The sequence below is a fragment of the Selenomonas sputigena ATCC 35185 genome (assembly GCF_000208405.1).
Classification (GTDB): Bacteria; Bacillota; Negativicutes; order Selenomonadales; family Selenomonadaceae; genus Selenomonas; species Selenomonas sputigena.
Genome location: NC_015437.1, coordinates 2,030,583 through 2,053,061, shown reverse-complemented (window position 1 = coordinate 2,053,061; position 22,479 = coordinate 2,030,583). Strand labels below are relative to the sequence as shown.

Genomic DNA, 22,479 nt, shown 5'->3' with positions numbered 1-22,479 from the left:
AGGCGGCGATTTGGCGTCCTTTTCTTATACGGCGCGGACGGAAGCGGGAGACTTGCGGCGAGGCGAGGTGGAAGCCGCCACGCGCACGGAGGCAGCGCGGCTCATTCAGGCGCACGGACTCTTCGCCGTGGCTTTGCGGCGAAAGTCTGTGCTGCATCTCGCCCGCCGCCGCGCGGCGGATCGCAAGTACGCCATGGTGTTTTGCCGCGAGTTGGCGCTGATGCTTGCGGCGGGACTTGCCGCGAACGAAAGCCTGCAGCTCCTCGCGGCGGATGCGCCGCAAAAGAGGCGTGCGATGCTTTCGGATATGGCGCGGCGCATGGCGCATGGCGCGACGCTCGCCGAGGCGATGGCGCAGCACGGCGAGGTGTTCCCGCCGGCGATTTCCTCCCTCGTCCGTGCGGGGGAAGCGGGCGGCAGTCTGGAGCCTCTGTTGAAGCGTCTCGCCGACAAGGAGGAAAAGAGCTGGCGCGTGCGGGAGAAATTGCAGACGGCGCTCGTTTATCCTGCGCTGCTCGCATTGGCGGCGATGTTCGCCGTGACGTTCATCTTCATTTTCGTGCTGCCGAACTTCGTCCACATGCTCGACGGTCTTGCCGTGGAGCTGCCCTTGCCCACGCGCCTCGTGCTCGGAATCGGCAGTCTCTTCGAGCGGCACGGCGTCGCAGTCCTTGCGGCTCTTTTCGTTTTCCCCTTGGCGCTTCGGCTTCTCTATCGCGAGAGGCGGCTGCATTTTTTCGCTGACCGCCTTCTTTTGCGCCTGCCGCTTTTCGGCAGGCTGCGCCTCGATTTGGAGCTTATGACGCTCTTCGACACGCTCGCCGTCCTCATGGAGAGCGGCAGTGCGCTGCACGAGGCGCTTGCCGCTTCCGAAGGCGTCGTGCAGAACCGCTTCCTCGCCGCGCTCTTTTCGAGGACGAGGCGCGAGGTCGAGCGCGGCGGCACGCTGGCCGCCGCCTTGGCGGGCAGCGTCGTGCCGCCGCTCGTCTGGGAGCTTGTGCGTGCGGGCGAGCATACGGGCGAGCTTGCGGCGATGCTCGAAAAGGCGGCGGATTTCTGCCGCTTTGCGGGCGAGATGCGCGCCGAGCGCATGGAGGCGATGTTGGAACCGCTGCTCGTGCTCTTTCTGGGAGCGGTCGTCGGAACGGTCGTCCTTGCGGTCGCTCTGCCATTGTTGGAGATGATTGGCTCTTACGGCTATTGAAAAGGATTGCATCGTAGGACAGTTGAAGATTTTGGGATGGGAGGGATGTCGTATGTACGGATGTATGCTGCTCAAAAAGAAAATGCGGCAGAAGGAGAGCGGGCGGCAGGGGGCGATGGCCGGCGCATTCGAGGCGCGGGACGAGAGCCGATGCAGGAGCGGCCGAAAGAAGCGCCGCCCCTTAGGCGAGGAGGGCTTCACGCTCCTTGAAATGCTCCTCGTCATTTGCATCATCGGCGTGCTCGCCGCCGTCGCCGTGCCGAAGTTCTCGCAGTCGATGACGCTCGCGAACACGTCGAAGATTCAGGCCGACCTCAGCACGCTCAACACGGCGGTGGGGCTTTATCGTGCGGAAAAGGGCGTCAATCCGAAGACTTTGGATCAGCTGAAGGAGTATGTTGTCAATCTCGACGCACTGAAGCCGCCATCGGGAAAATATTTTCTGCGCGATAAAACGGAGGCACAGCAGGCGGGTGCGAGTTACGCGCTGAAGGAAGTGAATGGAGAACTGCAGGCGACGCTTGACGAGCACCCCCTTCAGGCGTTTGGCAGGGCGGAAAAGAAAGAAGCGTCGGGCACTTGACGATGCACGGTTTTCAGCGCGTGAAGCCGCTGCCCTTTTGCGGCGAGGCGGCATTTGTCGGCGGGACGCTCTGTGCGGCGTTGTTTCTCTGGCGCATGGACGGTTTCGGCATGGTATTCTTCCAGCGCTGGCTTTTCTTCGCATTTCTCTGGCGCATCTCCCTGCTCGACTGGCGGCACGGCCTCGTTTTTGACCGCCTCGTTTTGCCGTTCTGCGTCATCGGCATTGCGTTCTCGCTGTTTTCAGGCGCTCTGCCGCTGGAAAACTTCGTGTTCGCCGCTTTTCTCGCTGGCGGCTTCCTTTACCTCCTGCGCCTTGTTTCTCGCGGCGGCATGGGCGGCGGCGATGTGAAGCTCAGCTTCGCTCTCGGACTTTGGCTCGGCTTGGAGGGCGTCGCGCTCGCGCTCTTCCTCGCCTTTTTCAGCGGTGGACTCGCAGCCTTCTGCCTGCTGCTCTTCGGGCGCGAAAAGCGCGGGCGACGCATCGCCTTCGCGCCGTTTCTTGCCTTGGGCGCGGTTCTTTCCCTGCTTTTTGCCGACGATCTTCTTGCCTTTTATGGAGGGCTTCTGTGATGAAGGAGGAAGGCTTCACCCTGTTGGAATTGCTTGTCGTCTGCCTCGTTCTCGCGCTCGTTGCGGCGCTTTCCGTGCCCGTCGTGCGCGTGACGGAGCGCATGCGCTTGGAGCGCGAGGCGGCGCTTTTGGCGAGCGATTTCCGCTATCTGCAGGAGGTTTCGCGCACGGAGCGCACGGCGGACGGCAAGGGCGAATGGAGGCTGCGCCCGAAACTCGTCGTGGAGGCGCATCGCTACTATTTCCTTCTGCCGTGGGCGGCGGGCGAGGTTCTGACGCATTCCTTTCCCGAAGACGTCTACGCCGTGCCGAGCGGTTCGAGTGCGCAGTCTGCGGCGACGTATTCGTTTGACTCATCGGGCGATCCGAGCGGGACGAGCGCCTTGGGACACACGATCGAGCTGCAGTCGCCGCACTATTCGCTCGACGTCATCATCGATGAGGCGGGGCGCGTGCGCACGGAAAGCAGGCGATTGCCATGAAGCGGTTGGACGAGGGCGGCTTTCTCGCCGCAGAGGTCGCCGTGCTCGCCTTCCTGCTGCTTTTTGCCGTGGCGTCGCTCGCAGCTTTGGAGCGCTCTGCCGCCCTCTTGGCGCACAGCGAGGCGGAAACGAGCGCGATGTTCTTGGCAGAGGCGGAGCTGGCGCGATTGGAGCAGCAGGCGAGGGCGCAGGGAAGCGGCGCGTCGTTGGGCGAACGGCAGCCGCATGAAGCCGAGGCAAATGGCAGGAATTTCACTTTGACGCCGAAACTTTCTGCTCCGGGGGCGAGTCCTTCCGTTTGTCAGGCGAGCGTGCGCGTGACATGGCTTGAAAAAGGGGAAGTGCAGGAACTTTCCCTTGAAAGGACGGTGCAGTTCGGTGGCGGACGATAGGGGGAGAACCGTGCGGGAGAAATCGTGCGGGACGTGCCAGGAGAGCCGCGCTTCTGCCTTGAAGGAGGAAGGCTATGTGCTGCTGGAGTTTCTGACGAGCTTTCCCGTTTACGTCGTGCTGCTCGTCAGCCTTTTCGCGGTATGGCTGTCCTTTCTCAAGAGCTATGTCGTGCTCCTGGGCGACTGGGAACTGCAGCAGGAGATGCGCCTGACGCTTGAGCGCATCGCGCAGGATGCGTCGATGGCGACGCACATCGAGTGCAGCGCGCCGTATGAACTTCATATTGAACGGCATGTCAACGGGAAGAAATCGACGACGGACTATGTGCTGCGTGAGGGCAGGAAGGGGCAGCCGCCGTACATCAGCAAGAAGGTATCGGGCGAAGACCATGGCTACTACGCGCCGCAGCCCATGACGGGCGGCAGCAACGTCTTCGGCAATCTGGCCGTCGTCGATTTTCAATGTGTGCCGGACAAAGGGCTTCTGCACCTGAGTCTCACGGGGGAGAATCGGCGCACGAAGAAGCGCGTGACATTTTCGACCGACATTTGTCTGCCGCCGAAAGAGAAGGAAGAGAAGGAGGCGCAAGGTGGCAAGACTTGATGAATGCGGCATGGCGTCTGCCTTCGCCCTCGCCGCCGTCCTGCTGCTGCTCGCGGGCACGGCGGCGCTGCTCGTGCTCTCCGGGCACAACCGTCTCGCCGCGCGGGAGGCCGTGCAGACGACGCGCCTTCTGGAAGCTGCGCGGAGCGGTGTGCGGCTGGGCGCGGCGCAGTTGGAAGAGGTGGCGGCTCTTCGGCGGCAGTTGGAGGAGGGAGCGGCTGAGGTGGAGGCGGCGTCCGGTCTTTTGGAGACAAATGACGCTTTCTATCGCGTGACGGCCAAGCGTTTGCCGACAGAAGATACGACAGACGGCGCGGCATATTTGCTGACGGCGGCAAGCTGGCCGAGGGCGGGGAGTGAGCGGCAGGCGGCAGCGGAGATTTCCGGCAAGCGTGCGTATGCGGCGGCGCTCTATCGCCTTGATGGGACGCGGCTCTCATTCGTGCGCTGGGAGAGGTGAGGAGGCGATGCTTTGCGAAACGTGCTGAGAAAGATGCGTGCGCTGTTGCGTGAGCCGCAGCGCGGGGCAGTGGGCGTCTCTTTGACGGATGGCGGAATCTGTCTCGCCTGTCTTGCAGGGACGGAAGAATTTCAACGCAGGGAGGAGACGCTGCATCTTCCCTTGCCGCCGATGGAGGCAAAGGAATCGCTTTGGCAGGAGGCGGCGGGCGTCATCCAAGTTGCCCTTGCCAAGCGCGTCTGGGAGAAGAGCCGCATCGCCGTCTGTTTGACGGAAGACGAGGTCTTTTCCTACAGCAGGGAGTTTCCTCCTTTGTCCGAGCGGGAGATGCGCGAGGCTGCGCGTTGGGACTTGCTCGCGAGTCTGCCGGATGCCCGTGAGGAGGCGGCGTACTCGCTGGATTTTCGGCGCGTGGGCGAGAGGGAGGTCGTTCTGGCGGCCTTGCCGCGCGAAAAGGCGCAGGAAATTCATCGCGCTTTCTCGCATGAGGGACTCTGCCTTGCGTCCCTGTGCTTCTTGCCGACAGGAGCAGGGCGGCAAGTGCCGGGTACTTTTGCCGCAGATGGAATGAATTTGGCGGCGGACGATTTGCCGCAGGAAGAGGATGGGGCTGCTTTTCTGGCGGCGCAGGAACTTCTTTCGCGAGAGAAAAATCACTTGGAACTGCTGCCCGAGTTGATGCGTCCGGCAGATTGGGCATTCGGCAGGCTGGCCGCCCTGCTTGCGGGCATTTTCTTCTTCTGCATGGCGTCGATTTATGGCTGGAACGCTTGGCGCATTCATGAGCTGCAGGGAGTGGTGCAGAAAACCGCGCACGAGATGACGCTCCTTTCCGCTGAGAGGGCACGCATGGAGCAAGAGGCGCAGGAGGATGGACGTGTCGCGCAAAAGGAACGCCAGCTCATTTCCTTGTCGAAAGGCGCTCTGCCGTGCCGCAGCCTCTTGGTACACTTCGGCACGCGCACGGTCGAAGGCGCTTGGATTCGCGGACTGCGCGTCGTCGACGGTCATGCGGTCGAGCTTGAGGGCGCGGCGACGAGTTACGACGCTCTGGCGGATTTCGTGCGCGTGTTGGAGGAGGACAAGGGCTTCTTCCGGGCGGCTCCCGTGCTGAAGAAGTCGGAGCGCAAGCAAGAAGCGGCGGGAGGCTCGCTCATTTATTTTTCGTTGGAATTGAAGATATGAGGGAATTTTCCAGAAAGGATGAAGAAATGCGGTCAAAGATGCTTCTCTCGGCAATCTTTGCGCTGGCGCTGCTTCTCTGCGCGGCATTCTTCCGACTGTGCTTTTTGCCGCAGCGTGCGGAAATCGCGAGGCTGGAAGAAGAAGCGGCGAAGGAACAAGAAGCGCTCATCGCCGTGCAGAACTTCATGAACGCACACGGCGACGGGGCGGAACGCGCAAAAGCGCGTGCCGAACGCAGCGCCGCGTTGGAAAAACGCCTGCCCGCTCGCATGGGGCAGGGCGATTTCCTCGCGCTCTTGGAGCGCGAAGCGCAGCATGAAAAGCTGATGCTCGCCGCCGTTGCGCCCGGGCAGATTGAAGAGGAGGGCGGCGTTTCGCGCCTGCCGCTCGATGTGGAGTTGGACGGCGATTATTTTCATCTGCTCGCCTTCCTGAAGGATTTGGAAAAGAGCGAGCGCTTCGTCCGCATGGAGAGCACGGAGATCAAGAGCGAGGACGGCAGGCTTCATGTGAAGATGCGGCTTTCGATTTTTGCCGAGAAGGAATGAACGTCTCCTCAGCAGATGTTTTAGGGGTTGCACAGGGGACGCTTCCTATTGTGCGCCGCCCTTAACGAAAGTTATCCAATCAGTCTACGCCCTTTGGGCTTGACTTCTTGGACTTTCATAGTAAGCTACACGCACAAACGTCCACTTCGTGGACATTGTGCGCCGCCCTTAACGAAAGTTATCCAATCAGTCTGCACCCTTTGGGCTTGACTTCTTGGACTTTCATAGTAGACTAAATAAAGTTGGAAGGTTATATTTTTGAAAGTGGGAAATCATATTGAGCACATTGCGTTTTTTAACGGCGGGCGAATCACACGGCCCGTCTTTGACAGCCATCTTGGAGGGCATTCCGGCGGGGCTTTCGCTGAAATTGGAAAACATCAACCGTGATTTGGCGCGTCGTCAGAAGGGCTACGGGCGCGGCGGACGCATGAAGATCGAAACGGATACGGTGCGAATTCTCTCGGGCGTGCGCTTCGGCGAGACGCTCGGTTCTCCTATTACGCTCTCGGTCGAGAACCGCGATTGGCAGAACTGGCAGGAGCGTATGGCGGCGTTCGGCGAGGCGCACGGTGAGAAGGTGACGGCGGCGCGCCCCGGACACGCAGACCTCACGGGCGTTCGGAAGTACGCGCGTGAAGACATCCGCGACATCTTGGAGCGGGCGAGCGCGAGAGAGACGGCGATGCGCGTCGCCGTCGGCGCTGTGGCGAAGGAGCTGCTCTTCGCACTCGGCGTCACGGTCGAATCCGCCGTGCTCGACATCGGCGGCGTCGCCGCTGATGCGGCCAAGCGCGAGACGGGCGCGGCGCATAAGGCGGCGTCGGAACTCAACTGCTTTGACGCTGAGGCCGAAGAGCGCATGAAAGAGAAGATTCGCGCGGCGAAAGAGGCGGGCGATACGCTCGGCGGCATCTTCGAGGTACGCATTGCGGGTGCGCCGCTCGGACTCGGCAGCCACATCCAGTGGGATAGGCGTCTCGACGCGCGGTTTGCCGCTGCCTTGATGTCGATCCAGGCCATCAAGGGCGTCGAGATCGGCGCAGGCTTTGGCTATGCGGCACTCCCTGGCAGCGAGGCGCACGACGAGATGTTCTTGGGTGAGAACGACTCCGTTGTGCGCAGGACGAACCGCGCGGGCGGCCTTGAGGGCGGCATGACGAACGGCGAGGATATCGTCATTCGCGCCGTCATGAAGCCGATTCCGACGCTGATGAAGCCACTTCATTCCGTTGACATCGAAAAAAAAGCGCCCGTGCTCGCTTCGAAGGAGCGCAGCGACGTCTGCGCCGTGCCCGCCGCCTCTGTCGTCGGCGAGGCGATGGCGGCCTTCGTGCTCGCCGAAGCCTTCATCGAGAAGTTTGACAGCGACAATATGCGCGACATGAAAGCGGATGTCGAAGCGTACAAGAAGCGCACGGAGGAGGCGTGAGATGAAGAACGTCGTATTGATCGGCTTCATGGGCACGGGCAAGACGAGCACGGGACGTGCACTTGCACAGCGTCTCGGCCGCGCCTTCGTCGATCTCGACCGCATGATCGAGGAAGAGGCGGGGCGTTCGATTCCCGAGATCTTCGCCTCTGAGGGTGAGGCGGCTTTCCGCGCTTTGGAAAGGGAGGCGGTCAGGCGCACGGCCAAGCGCCGTGCTCTCGTGATTTCGACGGGCGGCGGCACGGTCAAGGACGCGGCGAATGTGGCGCTGCTCAAGGAGAACGGTGCGATCATCTGCTTGACGGCCTCTGTTGACGTCGTGCTCGCGCGCACGGCTCATGTGGGCGACCGCCCCGTGCTCGACGCAAAGGATGCAGGAGATCGCCGGCAGGCGGTGGCAGACCTCATGGCGGAGCGCAGGGAGCTTTATGATGTCGCGGATTACAGCGTTGACACGAGCGATCTTTCACCGCTGCAGGTCGTCGACGACATCGCCGGCTATTTGAAGAGGGAAGGTGTTTTTCGTGCGTGAGATGCACAAGGTGCGCGTGGAACTTGGCGCATCGAGTTACGACATCTTTATCGGCGAGGATCTTCTGCCGGAAATCTCCGATTTCGTAAAGGCGCAGAATTTCTCACACAAGGCGCTCGTCATCTCCGATGAAAATGTCGGGAAGATTTATGGCGAGAGGACATTGGCAGCCTTGCGCGAGGCAGGATTGGAACCTGCGCTCCATCTCGTGCCCGCAGGCGAAGCCTCGAAGTCGCTTGCCGTTGCAGATGAGATTTTCACACACGCCATCGAGCTGGGACTTGACCGCCGCTCGCCCGTATTCGCCTTGGGCGGCGGCGTCGTCGGCGACCTCGCGGGATTCATCGCTGCGGCGTACATGCGCGGCGTTCCTTTCGTGCAGCTGCCGACGAGCCTTCTCGCGCAGGTCGATTCAAGCGTCGGCGGCAAGGTCGCCGTCAACCATCGACTCGGCAAGAATCTCATCGGCGCTTTCTACCAGCCCGCTGCTGTTTTCGCCGATCTCGCGACATTCGCCACTCTGCCCGAGCGCGAGATCCGCACGGGACTCGGCGAGATCATTAAGTATGGCATCATTTTCGACGCAGATTTTTTTGCCGCTCTCGAAGATCATGCGGCAGACGCACTGCGCCTTTCGCATGATGCGGCGCTCTTCATGGTCGAGCGCTCGTGCGAAATCAAGGCGGAGGTTGTCGCCAAGGACGAGAAGGAAGGCGGTCTGCGCCGCATTTTAAACTACGGGCACACCATTGCCCACGCCATCGAGAAGGAAACAGGCTATGCGCGCTACAATCACGGCGAGGCCGTCGCCATCGGTTCTTTGGGCGCGGCCTACATCAGCGAGGCGCTCGGCATGATCGATGATGCCGACGTCCTGCGCGTGCGCCGTCTGACAGAGCGTCTGGGACTGCCCCTATTCGCCGAAGGCTGCACGGTCGAAGGCCTCTATGCGGCGATCTTCCACGACAAGAAGACGGTCGACGGCAAGGTCAACTGGGTGCTCATGGAAGGCATCGGCAAGGTCTGCGTGCGAGACGATGTGCCAGAGAGCATCGTGCGTACGGCGATGGCGCGCTGCTTGAGATTTTAGGGAGCGTTGATAAATTCAGCCGCCCATCTTCACACATCTGCGCTGTCCTCTCGTCGTCGACAAATCCTCGACGTAGCACCGCTACGCCTGCGGTTTGTCTCCTTGCTGAGCCGTCCAAGAGCCAAGTCCGAAGGACGCAGGCGATTGGGCAACGGCTCGTATGCGAAAACGTCCCAAGAATGCAAGCGCGAAGCGCGTCGCATGATTGGCTGACGTTGACCGCTATAGATACAGCGCATCTGTGCAAATCTGGGCGACCTCATTTTATCAGCGCTCCCTTAGAAAAAATATGGCGGCCTCGTAATCATTTCCTCCTATTTGATTGACAGATTAGACGGCAGGGTCTATAATGAAATTGCGTGAGTATCAGGCGCGGTTCTGCAACACACCAAGAAACAGGAGGAATTACTATGGTTGGTAAGGTCAAATGGTTCAGCGCAGAAAAGGGCTATGGTTTCATCGAGAGGGAAGACGGCGATGATGTTTTTGTCCATTTCTCTGCAATCCAGGGCGATGGATTCAAGACGTTGGCTGAGGGTCAGGGCGTAGAATTCGAGATCGTCGAAGGTGCACGCGGCCCGCAGGCTTCCAATGTCGTGAAGACGGCGTAAGCTGCGCGAAAGCATGTCGTGCTCCCTCAGAGAACGTTGATTGAACCACGCGTTTTCTGAAGTTTGGCAAAGACCGGCTCCGTTTGGAGTCGGTTCTTTTGTTTTCAAACGAGGGGAACGAGTCGCTGAAAGAGAAATCGGAGGCCGGCACATGGAGCGGAGCGGTTCGCTTCATGTGCCGGCCTTAGGTTTCAGGTAATTTATATTCGTTCAAGATGGTTGGTTCTCCATTTTTAAGGCACGTATCCTGTCTGTCGATAAATTTGTGATGCGTGCAATCATTTCAATGGGTAAATTTTCTTTGAGCATCGAAAGGACAGTCGCCGTGCGATTGGTTTCGATTCCCTGCTCAATTCCTTGCGCGATTCCCTGTTCATAAATCCCCGTACTCAAATTGCACATTGTACTCAACTCCTCCTCTATATCGGTAGTCGTATCCAGATCAAACTCATCTTTCAGAAGTTTCTTTTTCTCTGCCATCGTCATTCTTGTATTCTTGAACAAGAGGCGCAAGAAGCGGATGAGCCAATCTTCGTGTGATTTTCGTTCTTCGCCAAGATAAATCGTTACAATGCTCATCAGGTCGTAATCGGTATGATTTTCCTTGTGACGGTTTAGAACGTGATGCTCGTTGATATCGTAGCGATTGATGGCGCTATTGCCATCGGGAGCATCCATGCAGAGCCAGATGGAGTAGACTTTCTTGATTTCGTCATAAGAAGAGCCTGTGAACTCCGTTTCCTTTTGAGAAGAAAGCAAACGGCTTGCATAGTAGATGGCACGGCGCAAAAGTGCGTAACCAAGTTTTGATCGACGCTGCGTTCTCTGTGCTTCGACGTTGATGATCAAGGTGATGAGTTCGCCTGATTTTGGAGCACGTGCGTGGAAGTGGATGTCGAAGCGAATCCAGCCTTCTGTGATGCCGACACTTTCCGTGGCATCGCCAAGAAATTCTTTTGGCGTATGCAGCGCGTTCCTTGCGGCATTCGTCTTGTCCCGCGCAACGGGAATCTCGCTGATTTGCGGCGAACCTTCGATGTACTTTTCGGCTATGTCAGCGATGGCGACATCTTTGAATTCCGGCACGGTTCGCTTGAGCAGCCGAGCCATGATGGTTCTTTGTGAAAGCAGGCGTTTGGCGTGTTGGTCATAAGTTGGATTTTGGTAAAGCGGCACATGACTCGCCGTCACGGCACGGTCTTCTTGCTGCACGAAATCACCTTCTTTGTTCTTATTATAGCATTGAATATTCATTCGAGCCAGTGAAAACGCATAGGATGACCCTCGTGAAAATTTTCAGAAACATTCTTTTCCAAAAGAAGGGTTTTACGAGCGGAGGGAGAATATATACAGCAGAAGATACAGGAAAGGGGACATGTCACTATGGCCACATTCACGGTACGAGGGAAAAACATTGAGATCACCCCGTCGCTCAAGGATTATGTCGAGAAGCGTGTCGGCAAAATCACGAAGTATTTCGACGAGGTGGGCGAAATCTCGGTGCTCCTCACGGTTTCCAAAGGACGCCATATTGTCGAAGTCACTGTGCCCATCCCGGGTGGTGTTCTGCTCCGGGGCGAGGAGGCCACGATGGATATGTACACCTCCATCGACCTCGTCGTCGAGAAGCTTGAGCGTCAGATTCGCAAGCAGAAGACGCGCCTTGCCAAGCGTTTCCGCGGCGGCGGTTTCAAAGAAGAGGCCGTGCAGCAGATGGGTGCGATTCCCGTACAGGAGGAGGAAGGCGAGTTCCCGCTCGTGAAGACGAAGCGCTTCGTCGTGAAGCCCATGGATGTGCAGGAGGCAATCATGCAGATGAACCTCTTGAACCACAACTTCTTCGTGTTCCGTAACGCTGAGTCGGAGGAGATCAACGTCGTTTATCGCCGCACGGACGGCAAGTACGCGCTGATCGAGCCGGGAAATTAAGTTTTGTATTCTGTGCTTGACTGCCCGCCGGTGCTTCGCGCCGGCGGGCTTTTCACTGTGCGCCCTACGGGCTTGACTTCTTGGGCTTTCATGATAAATCATGACCACCCGTCAAACGGGTGGTTTGCTCGCCCCTATAAGGGGCAGTTACCAGCCAGCGTCTAAAGACGCTGGCTTTCACTACGTTCAAGCCAGATTGCTCTTGACTCGTCACCGCCCTTAAAAGGGCGTTTGTACTACTTGCTACCCTTAAAAGGGTCTTCGTATTCCTTCACACTCAACTTATCCATCGCAACATCATGCCTTTCTTGCTCTTGGATATACTTGCGAATGGTTGCTTCATTTAAGCCAACCGTACTCACATAGTATCTTTCTGCCCAAAAGTGCCGATTGCCAAATTTGTATTTCAAATTGGCGTGTTTGTCAAATATCATTAACGCACTTTTCCCTTTGAGATATCCCATAAATTGTGATACACTAAGTTTCGGCGGAATGCTTACCAACATATGCACATGATCGGGCATCAAGTGTCCTTCCAAAATCTCTACACCTTTATATGCACAAAGTTGCCTTAAAATGTCACGGATGCTCGCTTTATACTGATTGTAGATGATTTTCCTACGGTATTTAGGCGTAAACACGATGTGATACTTGCACAGCCACTTTGTATGCGATAAACTATTAGCTTTCTGTGCCATAAGCACCTTTCCTTTCTGTATACTGGCTTGAACAACCTTAGTATACTACCCGGAAAGGTGTTTTTGGTATAACCATTTGTCTTCCACCCGCATAGCGGGTGGTTTACTGTGTCGCATGCTTTGCATGCGACACTGGGTCACGACCCATAACTACACGCACAAACGTCCACTTTGTGGACATTGTGCGCCGCCCTTATATGAAAGCAGCCAATCGGTCTGCGCCCTACGGGCTTGACTTCTTGGGCTTTCATGATAAAATGGTTCATGAAAAAGTGGAGTGGCTGTTGAATAGAAACGGTGACGCTTTTGGATGCGTCCTGCGGGTATATAAAAGGGGTGCTGTTTTCCATGCCGAATCACGTTTTGGCGTTCCTCGTCGCCATGGTTGTCGCGGTTGCCGTGACGCCGGCGGTCATTTTTTTTGCAGAAAAAACGGGGGCGCTCGATGCGCCAGACGCGCGCAAGGTTCATAAGAAGCCGGTGCCGCGCATCGGCGGCGTCGGCATCTACATCGCCTTTATGGTCGCGATGCTCAGCTTTATGACTTACGGGGAGCTTTCGGATGAGGTTTTGACTGAACTGGCAGGACTCATGACGGGCGGCTCTCTCATCGTGCTTCTGGGACTCGTTGACGACTACAAGAATCTGCCTGCGAAGGTCAAGCTCCTTGGGCAGATCGTCTGTGCCTGCGTGCTCGTCGCTTTCGATGTGCGCATTGACTTCATCACCGATCCGTTCGGTGATTATCTTTACCTTGAGTATCTTGCCATACCCGCGACGATCTTCTGGATCGTCGGTCTGACGAATACCGTGAACCTCATCGACGGTCTCGACGGCTTGGCGGCGGGCGTCGCCACCATTGCGTCTGTGACCATCTGTCTCGTCGCCCTGCAGCAGGGCTATGCGCTCGTCGCCGTGCTGACGGCGGCGCTTGCGGGAGCTGCCATCGGCTTCCTTTTCTACAACTTCAATCCGGCGAAGATCTTCATGGGTGACACGGGCAGCATGTTCCTCGGCTTCATGCTCGCGGGCATCTCCGTCATCGGCGCCGTCAAGAGCGCGGCGACGATCGCTCTCATCGTGCCGATTCTCGCGCTCGGCCTTCCCATCATGGATACGACTTTCGCCATCGTGCGCCGCTATCGCGGCGGCGTGCCGATCTTCAAGCCGGACAAGGGACACTTGCATCACCGCCTGCTTGACCTCGGCTTCACGCAGCGCCAGGCGGTGCTCTTGATGTACATCATCAGCGCCCTTTTGGGTCTGAGTGCCGTCGCCTTGACGGAGGTTTCGGGCGGCATTGCGCTTCTCATCTTCGCCGGCGTCGTCGTCTCCGTGCTCTTTGGCGCGAAGAAGCTCGGCATCTTCCGCATGAACGATTCCGCCCAGACGCATTGATGCGGGGCGGAGTTTTTGCCATACTTTCCACGCGTTCGTTCCAGTGAGGGAAAAGGAGAACAAACCTATGAAGAAGATCAAGGTCATGACGGTTTTCGGCACGCGCCCCGAGGCGATCAAGATGGCGCCGATCGTGCTCGAACTCAAGAAGCATGAGGCAGAGATAACGCCGCTCGTCGCTGTGACGGCGCAGCACCGCGAGATGCTCGACCAAGTGCTTTCGCTCTTTTCTATCACGCCCGACTACGATCTCGACATCATGGCGCAGGGACAGACGCTCTTCGACATCACGTCGAAGGCGCTCCTAGGGCTCGATGGCGTTCTTACGAAGGAGAAGCCCGACATCGTGCTCGTGCATGGCGACACGACGACGACGTTTGCCGGAGCGCTCGCTTCTTATTATCATCAGACAGCGGTCGGACATGTGGAGGCGGGACTTCGTACACAGGACAAGTATTCGCCGTTTCCCGAGGAGATGAACCGCAAGCTCACGGGAGCGATCGCTGACCTCCACTTTGCGCCGACGATGACAGCAAAGGCGAATCTTCTGCGCGAGGGCGTGAGCGAAAGCCGCATCTTCGTCACGGGTAATACGGTCATCGACGCCCTGCGGCAGACGGTGCGCGAGGATTTTTCCTTCGACGATGCGCTGCTCGACGGCCTCGGCCGTGGGGGGCGGCGCGTCGTGCTCGTGACGACGCATCGGCGTGAGAATCTCGGCGAGCCGATGCGCCACGTCTACAAGGCGCTCAAGGAACTTGTCGAGGAACTTTCCGACATCGAAGCGGTGTTCCCTATGCACAAGAATCCCAAGGTGCGCGAAGTCGCCCGCGAAGAGCTCGGCGGCCTCGACCGCGTCCACCTCATCGATCCGTTGGACTACGAGCCGTTCGCGAACCTGATGGCGCGATCGCACCTCATTCTTACGGATTCGGGAGGTGTGCAGGAGGAGGCGCCGGCGCTTGGCAAGCCTGTGCTCGTGCTGCGCAATACGACGGAGCGGCCCGAAGCTGTGGAAGCGGGGACGGTGCGCCTCGTCGGCACGGATAAGGAGCGCGTCTACAGGGAAGCGAAGGAACTTCTGACCGACGATGCTGCTTACCAACGCATGAGCGGCGCCTGCAATCCCTACGGAGACGGTGAGGCTGCGCGCCGCATCATCCAGGCGATCTTTTACCATGCGGGTCTTTCCCATGAAAAGCCCGATGTCTTCTCCGCTTGCTGATGGAACGGCAAACAGCGCCGAAGGAAAAGGGTGCGCTCCGTCAGGCACTCGACGCCTACCTCTTTTTGAGCGGCATCGGCATCTTCTTCTGTGCTGTTCTCGGCATTTGCATGTACGCGGGAAGCTTGGCGGATGAGGTCTTCGCCTTGGGACACAAGGGAATCTTTGCGGGAATCCTCGTGGGGTTTCCGCTCGCCCTCTTTTCCGTCTATCGGCGCGTGCGCCGTATGCGCTGACGATGTTGCAAGCAGTGGAACAAGAAAAGTTTCCGGAGAAACTTAGGAAATGCTTAAGGTTGTCTCTCTTTTTTGCGATACATAGGTATAACGTCGCATTCTCGTATAGCGGAGAATATTTGTCCTTTCACTGCTGCAGATGGGGAAGGCAAGGCGGATTCCTGCAGCGCACATTGACAAGGTGGAGTTATGGATTCTGCCATAATCCATATTGATTATTTATTTATGGGAAAATAGATTCTGTTTATATAATTACCGTCTATTTTTAGTTATTTTATCATTCTTTAATTTTATGGTGATTTCCGCTTGTTTTCGGCAGGGGAATGGCTTCTTTTGTCGAAATAACGAAATAGCCGTGGAAGTTCTCTTTGAAATTTTTCATGGCAGTTTGAGAAGATATTCGCACCACGGCGCTTTTTCCGCCGAAGGAGGAATATGTGAGGGAAGTCTTATCGGTATATGCGAAGCGGCTCGCTGCATGGCTTCTTGGCTTTGCGCTCATGGCACTCGTCTCGTTCGCTGCCGGCGGACGTGCAGGTCTCATTGGCGCATGGCTCATCGGCTATCTGGCGGCGGCAGTCTGTCTGTGGAATCTCGTATGGCGCACGTGGCGAAGCACGACGCTGACCGTCGAACGCGCCAAGCGCGAGATGCGGCAGGGATTTTTTCTGCGGCTCGTCACGATTTTTATCGTGTTTTGGGCTGCCGTGCAGATCTCGACCGAGGTGTTCTTCACAGTGGTTTCGGGCTTTGCCCTATGCTACGTCGTGACGATGCTCCACATCATGCTGCTCGCGCTCGAAAAAGACCGATAAGGGAAAGGCGGACTGAGTCCGCGCTTTCCGGGGAGGCTGCTTTTCGGCGCTCTCCGAGATTTATCCGAAAGGGAGGTAGTTAAACATGCATGAAATCGGTGTTCGCGAAGTTATTCAGTTCGCCGGCATGACCTTCAATGAGGAAACCTTGATCATGACATGGATCACCATGGCGGTCGTCCTTCTCATCGCGATTCTCGCGACGCGCAATTTGCAGCTCATTCCCTCGGGCTGGCAGAACGTGCTGGAGATGGTCGTCGTGTGGCTGCATGAGCAGATGGATGCGACTTTGGGCCCCAAAGGCCGCTGGCTCGCGCCAATGATCATCACCTTGTTCATGTTTCTCTTGGTTTCCAACTGGATCGGCCTCGTGCCGAAGATGGCGTCGCCGACGAATGACTTGAACACCACGTTGGGGCTAGCGCTCTTTGTCGTCGCCTTGGTGCATGGACTGGGACTCTACATAGGAGGCATGAAGTACATCAAGCACTTCTTCCAGCCGACGCCCGTCTTCGTCATCCTCAACATCATCGAGGAAGTGGCGAAGCCCATCACTCTGGCCTTTCGTCTATTCGGCAACATCCTCGCGGGTGAGATACTCATCATCATCTTGCTGAAGCTCTTGCCGATCTGGATGCCTGTGCCGTCCGTCCTTTGGCTTGCCTTCAGTATCTTTATCGGCATGGTGCAGGCGGTCATCTTCACGATGCTGTCGATTGCCTATCTGTCGAACGCCTTCCATTCAGGCGAAGAGCATTGAGGGCGGGGAGGCGCTTGGCGCTCCCGCATGTTTCTTTTGAGGCTTGAGCCAAGTTGCTTGAGCGAGTGTATCTTTAAGGAGGAAATCTTTCATGGAAAACGCGATTATGGTAGCAGCCGCTTTGATTGGCGCAGGTATTACGATGGGTCTTGCTGCGATCGGCGCCGGCATCGGCGACGGTCTTGTCACGGCGCGCTTCATCGAAGGCATCACGCGTCAGCCGGAGGCGAAGAACGCCCTCTTCACGAACACGCTGATTTCCGTCGGTCTGATCGAAGCTATGGCGATCATCGCGACGGTTGTTGCCCTGATCATGCTTTATGCGAACCCGCTTCTGACGAAATAAGGAGAGCGTAAATTCTCTCTATCACAGAAAAGGGGGTACAGCAAATTGATCGATATAAATTGGACCCTTGCGGCTCAGATCCTGAACTTCCTGATTCTTGTCGTGCTGCTTCGCGCCTTTGCCTATAAGCCGATCGTCAACATGCTCCAGGAGCGTCAGAAGAAGATCGAAATGAGCCTCGCCAAAGCGGACGAGGACGTGGAAAAGGCCGAAGCCCTCAAGAAGGAATACGAGGATCAGCTCGCGAGCGCCCGCGTCAAGGCGCAAAGCATCATCGACTCCGCTTCACGTCAGGCGGCGGAGGAGCGCGATGAGAGCGTCGTGAAGACGAAGCGCGATATTGAGCAGATGAAGAAGTCTGCGGCAGAGGAGATCGAGCGCGAGCGCCGCGCGGCAGCGGAGACGCTTCGCGCCGAGGTCGTTGCCCTTTCGATGGCGGCGGCGAGCAAGGTCATCGCGAAGAACCTCGACGAGAAGGCGAACGAGAGCCTCATCGCCGAGTTCGCCGATCGACTCGGCAACGAAAAGCTTGGTGATCTCTCATGCTGAATCTGCAACTGGCGAAAAAGTATTCGCGCGCCATCTTCGAGATTGCCGCGGATGAGAAGAAACTCAAGGAGTACGGCGAAGAACTCACGGGCGTGACGCGCGCTGTATTCGATGAGCCGATGCTCCGAGGCTTCGCGACGAATCCGCAGGTGCCGCCTGAAGCGAAGAAATCGCTGTTCAAGAAGATTTTCTCGGGCGAACTCTCCTCGGACATTGAGAACTTCATCATGCTCTTGATCGACAAGCATCGCATGGACCTTCTGGAGGTCATCGATGCCCAGTATCAAGATTTTTCCAACGAGGCGCAGGGCATCGTCGTCGCGGACATCACGACGGCGCATCCGTTGACGGGAGCGCTGGAAAAGCTTCTCGCCGAAAAGCTCGAAAAGGCGACGGGGCGCAGCGTGAAGCTCAGGAAGCACATCGACGCCGCCATCATCGGCGGTGCGATCGCCCAGATCGGCGACAAGCGCATCGACGGCAGCGTACAGGGCAGACTTGCAGCACTGCGCGCCGAGATACTGGCGAACAAGTGAGAAATTGGGGTGACAGCATAAGATGAAAATGAATCCGGAAGAAATAACAGCCATCATCAAAGACCAGATCAAGAACTACAACGTCGATCTGAACGTCGATGATGTCGGCACTGTTATCGAGATCGGTGACGGCATCGCCCATATCCACGGCCTCACGAAAGCCATGGCAGGCGAGCTGCTCGATTTCGGCAATGATGTATACGGTCTTGCCCTGAACCTCGATCAGGACGACGTCGGCGCCGTTATCTTGGGCGGCGACACGGAAATCAAGGAAGGTGCGACGGTCAAGCGCACGAAGAAGATCATGCAGGTGCCGGTCGGTGAGAACATGGTCGGCCGCGTCGTCGACGCTCTCGGGCGTCCGATCGACGGCAAGGGACCCATTCAGGCGGCAGAGCATCGCGCCGTCGAGTTCTCCGCGCCGGGCATCGCGGACAGAAAGTCCGTCCATGAGCCGCTGCAGACAGGCCTCAAGGCGATCGACGGCCTCGTGCCGATCGGCCGCGGCCAGCGCGAGCTCATCATCGGCGACCGCGGCACGGGCAAGACGGCGATCGCCGTCGATACGATCCTCAACCAGAAGGGACAGAACTGCATCTGCGTCTATGTTGCCATCGGCCAGAAAGCGTCGACGGTCGCACGCGTTGTCAAGACGCTCGAAGACGCCGGCGCGATGGAATATTCCATCGTCGTCGCTGCGACGGCGGCGGACAGCGCTCCCTTGCAGTATCTTGCGCCGTACGCGGGCGTCGCCATGGCGGAGTACTTCATGTACAAGGGCGGCCATGCACTCTGCGTTTACGACGATCTGACGAAGCACGCCGCCGCTTACCGCGCGATGTCGCTTCTCCTGCGCCGTCCGCCGGGGCGTGAAGCCTATCCGGGCGACGTCTTCTACCTGCATTCGCGCCTCTTGGAGCGCGCGGCGAAGCTCTCCGATGAGCTTGGCGCAGGCTCCATCACGGCTCTGCCTGTCATCGAGACGCTGGCAGGCGACCTCTCGGCGTACATCCCGACGAACGTCATCTCCATCACCGACGGTCAGATCATGCTTGAAACCGATGCGTTCTACTCGGGCATCCGTCCGGCGATCAACGTCGGTCTCTCCGTCTCGCGCGTCGGCGGATCGGCGCAGATCAAGGCGATGAAGCAGGTCGCGGGCACCTTGCGTCTCGACCTCGCACAGTATCGTGAGCTCGCTGCTTTCGCGCAGTTCGGTTCCGACCTCGACAAGGCGACGAAGGAGCAGCTCGATCGCGGCGCACGCATGGTTGAGACCTTGAAACAGCCGCAGTACACGCCGCTCGCCGTCGAGGATCAGGTGCTCGTGCTCTTCACGGCCGTGCGCGGCTTCCTCGCGGACATCCCCGTCGAGAAAGTCGTCAAGTTCCAGGAGGACTTCATCAAGTTCATGCACGCAAGCCATGCCGATATCGGTAAGAAAATCGCTGAGCAGAAGAAGCTCGACGATGCTTTGGAAGCCGAGATCAAGAAGTGCATCGAGGGGTTCAAGGAGACGATTTCTTACAGGGTCAAAGAATAATAGCGAGGTGATTCATTTTGGCTAGCTTGCAGGATATACGCCGAAGGATCAAGAGCGTAAAAAGCATCCAGCAGATCACGAACGCTATGAATATGATCGCGACCTCAAGGCTGCGCCGTGCCAAGGATGCGGCGACGAACAACCGCCCCTACGCGGAAAAGATGGCTGAGGTGGTCAAGGACATCGCGGCGAATGCCGGCGATTTCAGCCATCCGCTGTTGGAGACGCATCCGGACGGCAAGACGCTCTATCTCGTCTGCGCCGCTGACAAAGGGCTTGCGGGTGCTTATTCGAGCAACGTATTCAAGCTCGCCCTCAGTCTCATAGAGGACAAGTCGAAGACGACGCTTGTGACCGTGGGCCGCAAGGCGCGCGATCATTTCAAGCACAGAGGCTTCGACGTCGCGGAATCCTACATCGGCATCAGCGAGCGTCCGACTTACGAAGAAGCGCGCACGATAGCCCAAGATCTTACGAATCGCTTCACCGAAGGCGGCATCAAGGAGATCCACATGGTCTACACGCGCTTCATCTCGTCGATCAGCTGCGTGCCGGAAACGATGCAGCTCCTGCCCTTTGCAGGGCTCGGCGAGGCGAAGGAAGGCCCTCATGCGGAGTACATCTACGAGCCGTCGGCGGAGGAAGTCTTGGGCTTCCTGTTGCCGCAGTACCTCGTGACGACGGTGTACGCGGCGCTCTTGCAGTCCGCCGCGAGCGAACTCAGCTCCCGCATGAACGCGATGAGCAACGCGACGGATAACGCCGAGGAACTCATCCGTAAGCTCGACCTGCACTACAACAAAGTGCGTCAGGCTGGCATAACCCGCGAGATCACTGAGATCGTGGGCGGTGCGGAAGCCTTGAAGTAAGGAGGTTTAGCATTGGCTAAAGGTAAAGTCGTACAGGTCATCGGACCTGTCGTAGATATCGAATTTTCGGCGGGAGAGCTGCCGGCCATCCTCAATGCCATCACGATCCAAGGCAAGGTGGAAGACCTCGACATCGACCTCGTCGTCGAAGTCATGCAGCATCTCGGCGACAGCGTCACACGCTGCATCGCCATGAGCTCGACGGACGGTCTCATGCGCGGCATGGAAGCCGAAGACACGGGCGCGCCGATCAAGGTGCCCGTCGGCGATGCGTGCCTCGGGCGCGTCTTCAACGTGCTCGGCCGCACGGTCGATCACAATCCTGCTCCCGTCGGCAATAAGGAGTCTTGGCCGATCCATCGTCCGGCGCCGAAGTTCGATGAGCAGGAGACGTCGACGCAGATCCTTGAGACAGGCATCAAAGTCGTCGACCTCATCGCCCCGTACTCGCGCGGCGGTAAGATCGGTCTTTTCGGCGGCGCGGGCGTCGGCAAGACGGTTCTCATCATGGAGCTTATCCATAATATCGCGACCGAGCACGGCGGCTACTCCGTATTCGCCGGCGTCGGTGAGCGTACGCGTGAAGGCAACGACCTCTGGTCGGAAATGACGGAGTCGGGCGTCATCGACAAGACGGCGCTCGTCTACGGTCAGATGAACGAGCCGCCGGGAGCACGTATGCGCGTCGCCCTGACGGGTCTGACGATGGCGGAATACTTCCGCGATGTGCAGGGGCAGGACGTGCTGCTCTTCATCGACAACATCTTCCGCTTCATTCAGGCGGGTTCCGAGGTTTCGGCTCTTCTCGGCCGCATGCCTTCCGCCGTCGGCTACCAGCCGACATTGACGACGGACGTCGGCGCTCTGCAGGAGCGCATCACCTCGACGAAGAAAGGATCGATCACGTCCGTGCAGGCGGTCTATGTGCCTGCCGACGACTTGACGGACCCGGCGCCTGCAGCGACGTTCACGCATCTCGATGCAACGACCGTTCTTTCGCGCCAGATCGCCGAGCTCGGCATCTATCCCGCCGTCGATCCTTTGGATTCCACCTCGCGCATCCTCGACCCGAACGTTATCGGCGAGGATCACTACGAAGTCGCGCGCGGCGTGCAGGCGGTGCTTCAGAAGTACAAGGAACTGCAGGACATCATCGCGATTCTCGGCATGGAAGAGCTTTCCGACGAGGACAAGCTCACCGTTGCGCGTGCGCGTAAGATCCAGCGCTTCCTGTCGCAGCCATTTGCCGTCGCCGAAGTCTTCACGGGCTCGCCCGGCAAGTACGTGCCGCTGAAGGAAACGATTCGCGGCTTCAAAGAAATTCTCGAAGGCAAGTACGACGATCTGCCCGAGAACGCGTTCTACATGGTCGGCAACATCGACGAGGTCATCGAAAAAGCGGACAAGATCAAAAAGGAGGGATGATTCGTGGCTTCCATCAAGCTCGAAATTGTCTCCCCCGACCGGGTTGTCTACAGCGACGACATCGCCATGCTCATCGTGCGCTCGACGGGCGGCGAGCTAGGCATCCTGCCGCATCACGCGCCGCTTGTCACGGGGCTGCTGCCCCATGCCATGCATGTGAAGTTCCCCGATCGCGAAGAACTCATCGCCGTCTCCGGGGGCTTCATGGAAGTGCAGCCCGAGAAGATCACGGTGCTCGCCTCGGCCGCCGAAGAGCCGATCGACATCGACATCAACCGCGCCCAGCGCGCTTATCAGAGAGCGAAGGAGCGCATCGAAGCGTTCCGCAGCGCCTCGGCGTCGAAGGAGATCGACCTCCAGCGTGCCGAAGCGGCTCTGCTCCGCGCCATCGCGCGTCTCGATGCGACGAAGACATCCTACGACAAATAAGCAACCTCAAAAAAGACGGTGCATGA

28 protein-coding genes are annotated in these 22,479 nt (G+C 58.1%); 26 read left to right on the top strand and 2 right to left on the bottom strand.

From position 1 onward, the window contains the following. Window positions 1-10: 10 nt before the first annotated feature. From SELSP_RS09440 to SELSP_RS09380, 13 genes are all read left to right on the top strand, one after another. Window positions 11-1,204, top strand: a complete 1,194-nt coding sequence (locus tag SELSP_RS09440; protein ID WP_006190764.1) for a type II secretion system F family protein — start codon at window positions 11-13, stop codon at window positions 1,202-1,204. Window positions 1,205-1,256: 52 nt separating this feature from the next. Beyond that, on the top strand, window positions 1,257-1,787 hold the full coding sequence (locus SELSP_RS09435) for a competence type IV pilus major pilin ComGC (RefSeq protein ID WP_013740980.1): 531 nt from the start codon (window positions 1,257-1,259) through the stop codon (window positions 1,785-1,787). Window positions 1,788-1,789: 2 nt separating this feature from the next. Next, window positions 1,790-2,359: a prepilin peptidase gene (locus tag SELSP_RS09430; RefSeq protein ID WP_006190767.1), complete on the top strand. Its 570-nt coding sequence runs from the start codon at window positions 1,790-1,792 to the stop codon at window positions 2,357-2,359. Then, a complete protein-coding gene (locus SELSP_RS09425) occupies window positions 2,359-2,841 on the top strand; it encodes a prepilin-type N-terminal cleavage/methylation domain-containing protein (RefSeq protein WP_006190768.1) in 483 nt (160 codons plus the stop codon). Before SELSP_RS09430 ends, SELSP_RS09425 begins: the two co-directional genes overlap by 1 nt. After that, window positions 2,838-3,233 (top strand): hypothetical protein, encoded by a 396-nt coding sequence (locus tag SELSP_RS09420; RefSeq protein WP_006190770.1) that lies wholly within the window; start codon window positions 2,838-2,840, stop codon window positions 3,231-3,233. Before SELSP_RS09425 ends, SELSP_RS09420 begins: the two co-directional genes overlap by 4 nt. A 10-nt stretch (window positions 3,234-3,243) precedes the next feature. Continuing rightward, the gene (locus tag SELSP_RS09415; protein ID WP_013740979.1) at window positions 3,244-3,837 is read left to right on the top strand and encodes a PilW family protein; all 594 of its coding nucleotides are present in this window, start codon (window positions 3,244-3,246) and stop codon (window positions 3,835-3,837) included. Then, window positions 3,824-4,297: a hypothetical protein gene (locus tag SELSP_RS09410; protein WP_013740978.1), complete on the top strand. Its 474-nt coding sequence runs from the start codon at window positions 3,824-3,826 to the stop codon at window positions 4,295-4,297. The genes SELSP_RS09415 and SELSP_RS09410 overlap by 14 nt, the downstream gene beginning before the upstream one ends. Before the next feature lie 21 nt (window positions 4,298-4,318). Further along, window positions 4,319-5,482 carry a PilN domain-containing protein gene (locus SELSP_RS09405; protein ID WP_232362331.1) on the top strand — a complete coding sequence of 388 codons (1,164 nt, stop codon included), beginning with the start codon at window positions 4,319-4,321 and terminating at the stop codon, window positions 5,480-5,482. Between the two features lie 26 nt (window positions 5,483-5,508). After that, window positions 5,509-6,030: a type 4a pilus biogenesis protein PilO gene (gene pilO / locus SELSP_RS09400; RefSeq protein WP_013740976.1), complete on the top strand. Its 522-nt coding sequence runs from the start codon at window positions 5,509-5,511 to the stop codon at window positions 6,028-6,030. A 277-nt stretch (window positions 6,031-6,307) separates the two neighbouring features. Then, entirely contained in the window at window positions 6,308-7,462 is a 1,155-nt protein-coding gene (aroC, locus tag SELSP_RS09395) for a chorismate synthase (RefSeq protein ID WP_013740975.1), read from the top strand. Between the two features lies 1 nt (window position 7,463). Further along, window positions 7,464-7,994, top strand: coding sequence for a shikimate kinase (locus SELSP_RS09390; protein ID WP_006190778.1), 531 nt, complete (start codon window positions 7,464-7,466; stop codon window positions 7,992-7,994). Window position 7,995: 1 nt separating this feature from the next. Continuing rightward, the gene (gene aroB / locus SELSP_RS09385) at window positions 7,996-9,084 is read left to right on the top strand and encodes a 3-dehydroquinate synthase (protein ID WP_006190779.1); all 1,089 of its coding nucleotides are present in this window, start codon (window positions 7,996-7,998) and stop codon (window positions 9,082-9,084) included. A gap of 410 nt (window positions 9,085-9,494) precedes the next feature. Further along, the gene (locus SELSP_RS09380; RefSeq protein WP_006190995.1) at window positions 9,495-9,695 is read left to right on the top strand and encodes a cold shock domain-containing protein; all 201 of its coding nucleotides are present in this window, start codon (window positions 9,495-9,497) and stop codon (window positions 9,693-9,695) included. Between the two features lie 210 nt (window positions 9,696-9,905). Here the strand turns inward: SELSP_RS09380 and SELSP_RS09375 are convergent, their stop codons facing one another. Next, window positions 9,906-10,949, bottom strand: coding sequence for a hypothetical protein (locus tag SELSP_RS09375; protein WP_006190996.1), 1,044 nt, complete (start codon window positions 10,947-10,949; stop codon window positions 9,906-9,908). Window positions 10,950-11,078: 129 nt separating this feature from the next. Here SELSP_RS09375 and hpf point away from each other — a divergent pair, with 129 nt between their 5' ends. Beyond that, window positions 11,079-11,624, top strand: coding sequence for a ribosome hibernation-promoting factor, HPF/YfiA family (hpf, locus tag SELSP_RS09370; RefSeq protein ID WP_006190997.1), 546 nt, complete (start codon window positions 11,079-11,081; stop codon window positions 11,622-11,624). A 236-nt stretch (window positions 11,625-11,860) separates the two neighbouring features. Here hpf and tnpA read toward each other — a convergent pair whose 3' ends face one another. Then, entirely contained in the window at window positions 11,861-12,322 is a 462-nt protein-coding gene (tnpA, locus tag SELSP_RS09365; RefSeq protein WP_013740972.1) for an IS200/IS605 family transposase, read from the bottom strand. 348 nt (window positions 12,323-12,670) lie between these two features. Between tnpA and SELSP_RS09360 the strand changes: the two genes are divergently transcribed. The 12 genes from SELSP_RS09360 to SELSP_RS09305 all read left to right on the top strand — a co-directional run bounded on the left by SELSP_RS09360 (window position 12,671) and on the right by SELSP_RS09305 (window position 22,453). Further along, the gene (locus SELSP_RS09360; protein WP_006191001.1) at window positions 12,671-13,720 is read left to right on the top strand and encodes an MraY family glycosyltransferase; all 1,050 of its coding nucleotides are present in this window, start codon (window positions 12,671-12,673) and stop codon (window positions 13,718-13,720) included. Window positions 13,721-13,787: 67 nt separating this feature from the next. Then, window positions 13,788-14,945 (top strand): non-hydrolyzing UDP-N-acetylglucosamine 2-epimerase, encoded by a 1,158-nt coding sequence (wecB, locus tag SELSP_RS09355; RefSeq protein WP_006191002.1) that lies wholly within the window; start codon window positions 13,788-13,790, stop codon window positions 14,943-14,945. Then, window positions 14,945-15,181, top strand: coding sequence for an AtpZ/AtpI family protein (locus SELSP_RS09350; RefSeq protein WP_006191003.1), 237 nt, complete (start codon window positions 14,945-14,947; stop codon window positions 15,179-15,181). Before wecB ends, SELSP_RS09350 begins: the two co-directional genes overlap by 1 nt. Before the next feature lie 437 nt (window positions 15,182-15,618). After that, on the top strand, window positions 15,619-15,996 hold the full coding sequence (locus tag SELSP_RS09345) for an ATP synthase subunit I (protein ID WP_006191006.1): 378 nt from the start codon (window positions 15,619-15,621) through the stop codon (window positions 15,994-15,996). A gap of 85 nt (window positions 15,997-16,081) precedes the next feature. Beyond that, complete coding sequence (atpB, locus tag SELSP_RS09340) at window positions 16,082-16,756, top strand: F0F1 ATP synthase subunit A (RefSeq protein WP_006191008.1); 675 nt, start codon at window positions 16,082-16,084, stop codon at window positions 16,754-16,756. A gap of 91 nt (window positions 16,757-16,847) precedes the next feature. Then, a complete protein-coding gene (atpE, locus tag SELSP_RS09335) occupies window positions 16,848-17,102 on the top strand; it encodes a F0F1 ATP synthase subunit C (RefSeq protein ID WP_006191010.1) in 255 nt (84 codons plus the stop codon). Between the two features lie 45 nt (window positions 17,103-17,147). Continuing rightward, window positions 17,148-17,651 (top strand): F0F1 ATP synthase subunit B, encoded by a 504-nt coding sequence (gene atpF, locus SELSP_RS09330; protein ID WP_006191016.1) that lies wholly within the window; start codon window positions 17,148-17,150, stop codon window positions 17,649-17,651. Next, window positions 17,645-18,187, top strand: a complete 543-nt coding sequence (gene atpH / locus SELSP_RS09325) for an ATP synthase F1 subunit delta (RefSeq protein WP_006191018.1) — start codon at window positions 17,645-17,647, stop codon at window positions 18,185-18,187. Before atpF ends, atpH begins: the two co-directional genes overlap by 7 nt. Before the next feature lie 22 nt (window positions 18,188-18,209). Further along, a complete protein-coding gene (gene atpA, locus SELSP_RS09320) occupies window positions 18,210-19,730 on the top strand; it encodes a F0F1 ATP synthase subunit alpha (RefSeq protein ID WP_006191019.1) in 1,521 nt (506 codons plus the stop codon). A gap of 17 nt (window positions 19,731-19,747) precedes the next feature. Next, window positions 19,748-20,599 carry an ATP synthase F1 subunit gamma gene (gene atpG, locus SELSP_RS09315; protein ID WP_006191025.1) on the top strand — a complete coding sequence of 284 codons (852 nt, stop codon included), beginning with the start codon at window positions 19,748-19,750 and terminating at the stop codon, window positions 20,597-20,599. 12 nt (window positions 20,600-20,611) lie between these two features. Next, a complete protein-coding gene (gene atpD, locus SELSP_RS09310) occupies window positions 20,612-22,024 on the top strand; it encodes a F0F1 ATP synthase subunit beta (protein ID WP_006191027.1) in 1,413 nt (470 codons plus the stop codon). A gap of 3 nt (window positions 22,025-22,027) precedes the next feature. Then, window positions 22,028-22,453, top strand: a complete 426-nt coding sequence (locus SELSP_RS09305) for a F0F1 ATP synthase subunit epsilon (RefSeq protein ID WP_006191028.1) — start codon at window positions 22,028-22,030, stop codon at window positions 22,451-22,453. Window positions 22,454-22,479 lie beyond the last annotated feature (26 nt).

Excerpts from the sequence above, each read along its gene's own strand:
- SELSP_RS09435 (WP_013740980.1), top strand. The coding sequence starts at position 1,257 with ATGTACGGATGTATGCTGCTCAAAAAGAAAATGCGGCAGAAGGAGAGC.
- SELSP_RS09430 (WP_006190767.1), top strand. The coding sequence starts at position 1,790 with ATGCACGGTTTTCAGCGCGTGAAGCCGCTGCCCTTTTGCGGCGAGGCG.
- SELSP_RS09425 (WP_006190768.1), top strand. The coding sequence starts at position 2,359 with ATGAAGGAGGAAGGCTTCACCCTGTTGGAATTGCTTGTCGTCTGCCTC.
- SELSP_RS09420 (WP_006190770.1), top strand. The coding sequence starts at position 2,838 with ATGAAGCGGTTGGACGAGGGCGGCTTTCTCGCCGCAGAGGTCGCCGTG.
- pilO (WP_013740976.1), top strand. The coding sequence starts at position 5,509 with ATGCGGTCAAAGATGCTTCTCTCGGCAATCTTTGCGCTGGCGCTGCTT.
- SELSP_RS09390 (WP_006190778.1), top strand. The coding sequence starts at position 7,464 with ATGAAGAACGTCGTATTGATCGGCTTCATGGGCACGGGCAAGACGAGC.
- aroB (WP_006190779.1), top strand. The coding sequence starts at position 7,996 with ATGCACAAGGTGCGCGTGGAACTTGGCGCATCGAGTTACGACATCTTT.
- SELSP_RS09380 (WP_006190995.1), top strand. The coding sequence starts at position 9,495 with ATGGTTGGTAAGGTCAAATGGTTCAGCGCAGAAAAGGGCTATGGTTTC.
- SELSP_RS09375 (WP_006190996.1), bottom strand. The coding sequence starts at position 10,949 with ATGAATATTCAATGCTATAATAAGAACAAAGAAGGTGATTTCGTGCAG.
- hpf (WP_006190997.1), top strand. The coding sequence starts at position 11,079 with ATGGCCACATTCACGGTACGAGGGAAAAACATTGAGATCACCCCGTCG.
- tnpA (WP_013740972.1), bottom strand. The coding sequence starts at position 12,322 with ATGGCACAGAAAGCTAATAGTTTATCGCATACAAAGTGGCTGTGCAAG.
- SELSP_RS09360 (WP_006191001.1), top strand. The coding sequence starts at position 12,671 with ATGCCGAATCACGTTTTGGCGTTCCTCGTCGCCATGGTTGTCGCGGTT.
- wecB (WP_006191002.1), top strand. The coding sequence starts at position 13,788 with ATGAAGAAGATCAAGGTCATGACGGTTTTCGGCACGCGCCCCGAGGCG.
- SELSP_RS09350 (WP_006191003.1), top strand. The coding sequence starts at position 14,945 with ATGGAACGGCAAACAGCGCCGAAGGAAAAGGGTGCGCTCCGTCAGGCA.
- atpB (WP_006191008.1), top strand. The coding sequence starts at position 16,082 with ATGCATGAAATCGGTGTTCGCGAAGTTATTCAGTTCGCCGGCATGACC.
- atpE (WP_006191010.1), top strand. The coding sequence starts at position 16,848 with ATGGAAAACGCGATTATGGTAGCAGCCGCTTTGATTGGCGCAGGTATT.
- atpH (WP_006191018.1), top strand. The coding sequence starts at position 17,645 with ATGCTGAATCTGCAACTGGCGAAAAAGTATTCGCGCGCCATCTTCGAG.
- atpA (WP_006191019.1), top strand. The coding sequence starts at position 18,210 with ATGAAAATGAATCCGGAAGAAATAACAGCCATCATCAAAGACCAGATC.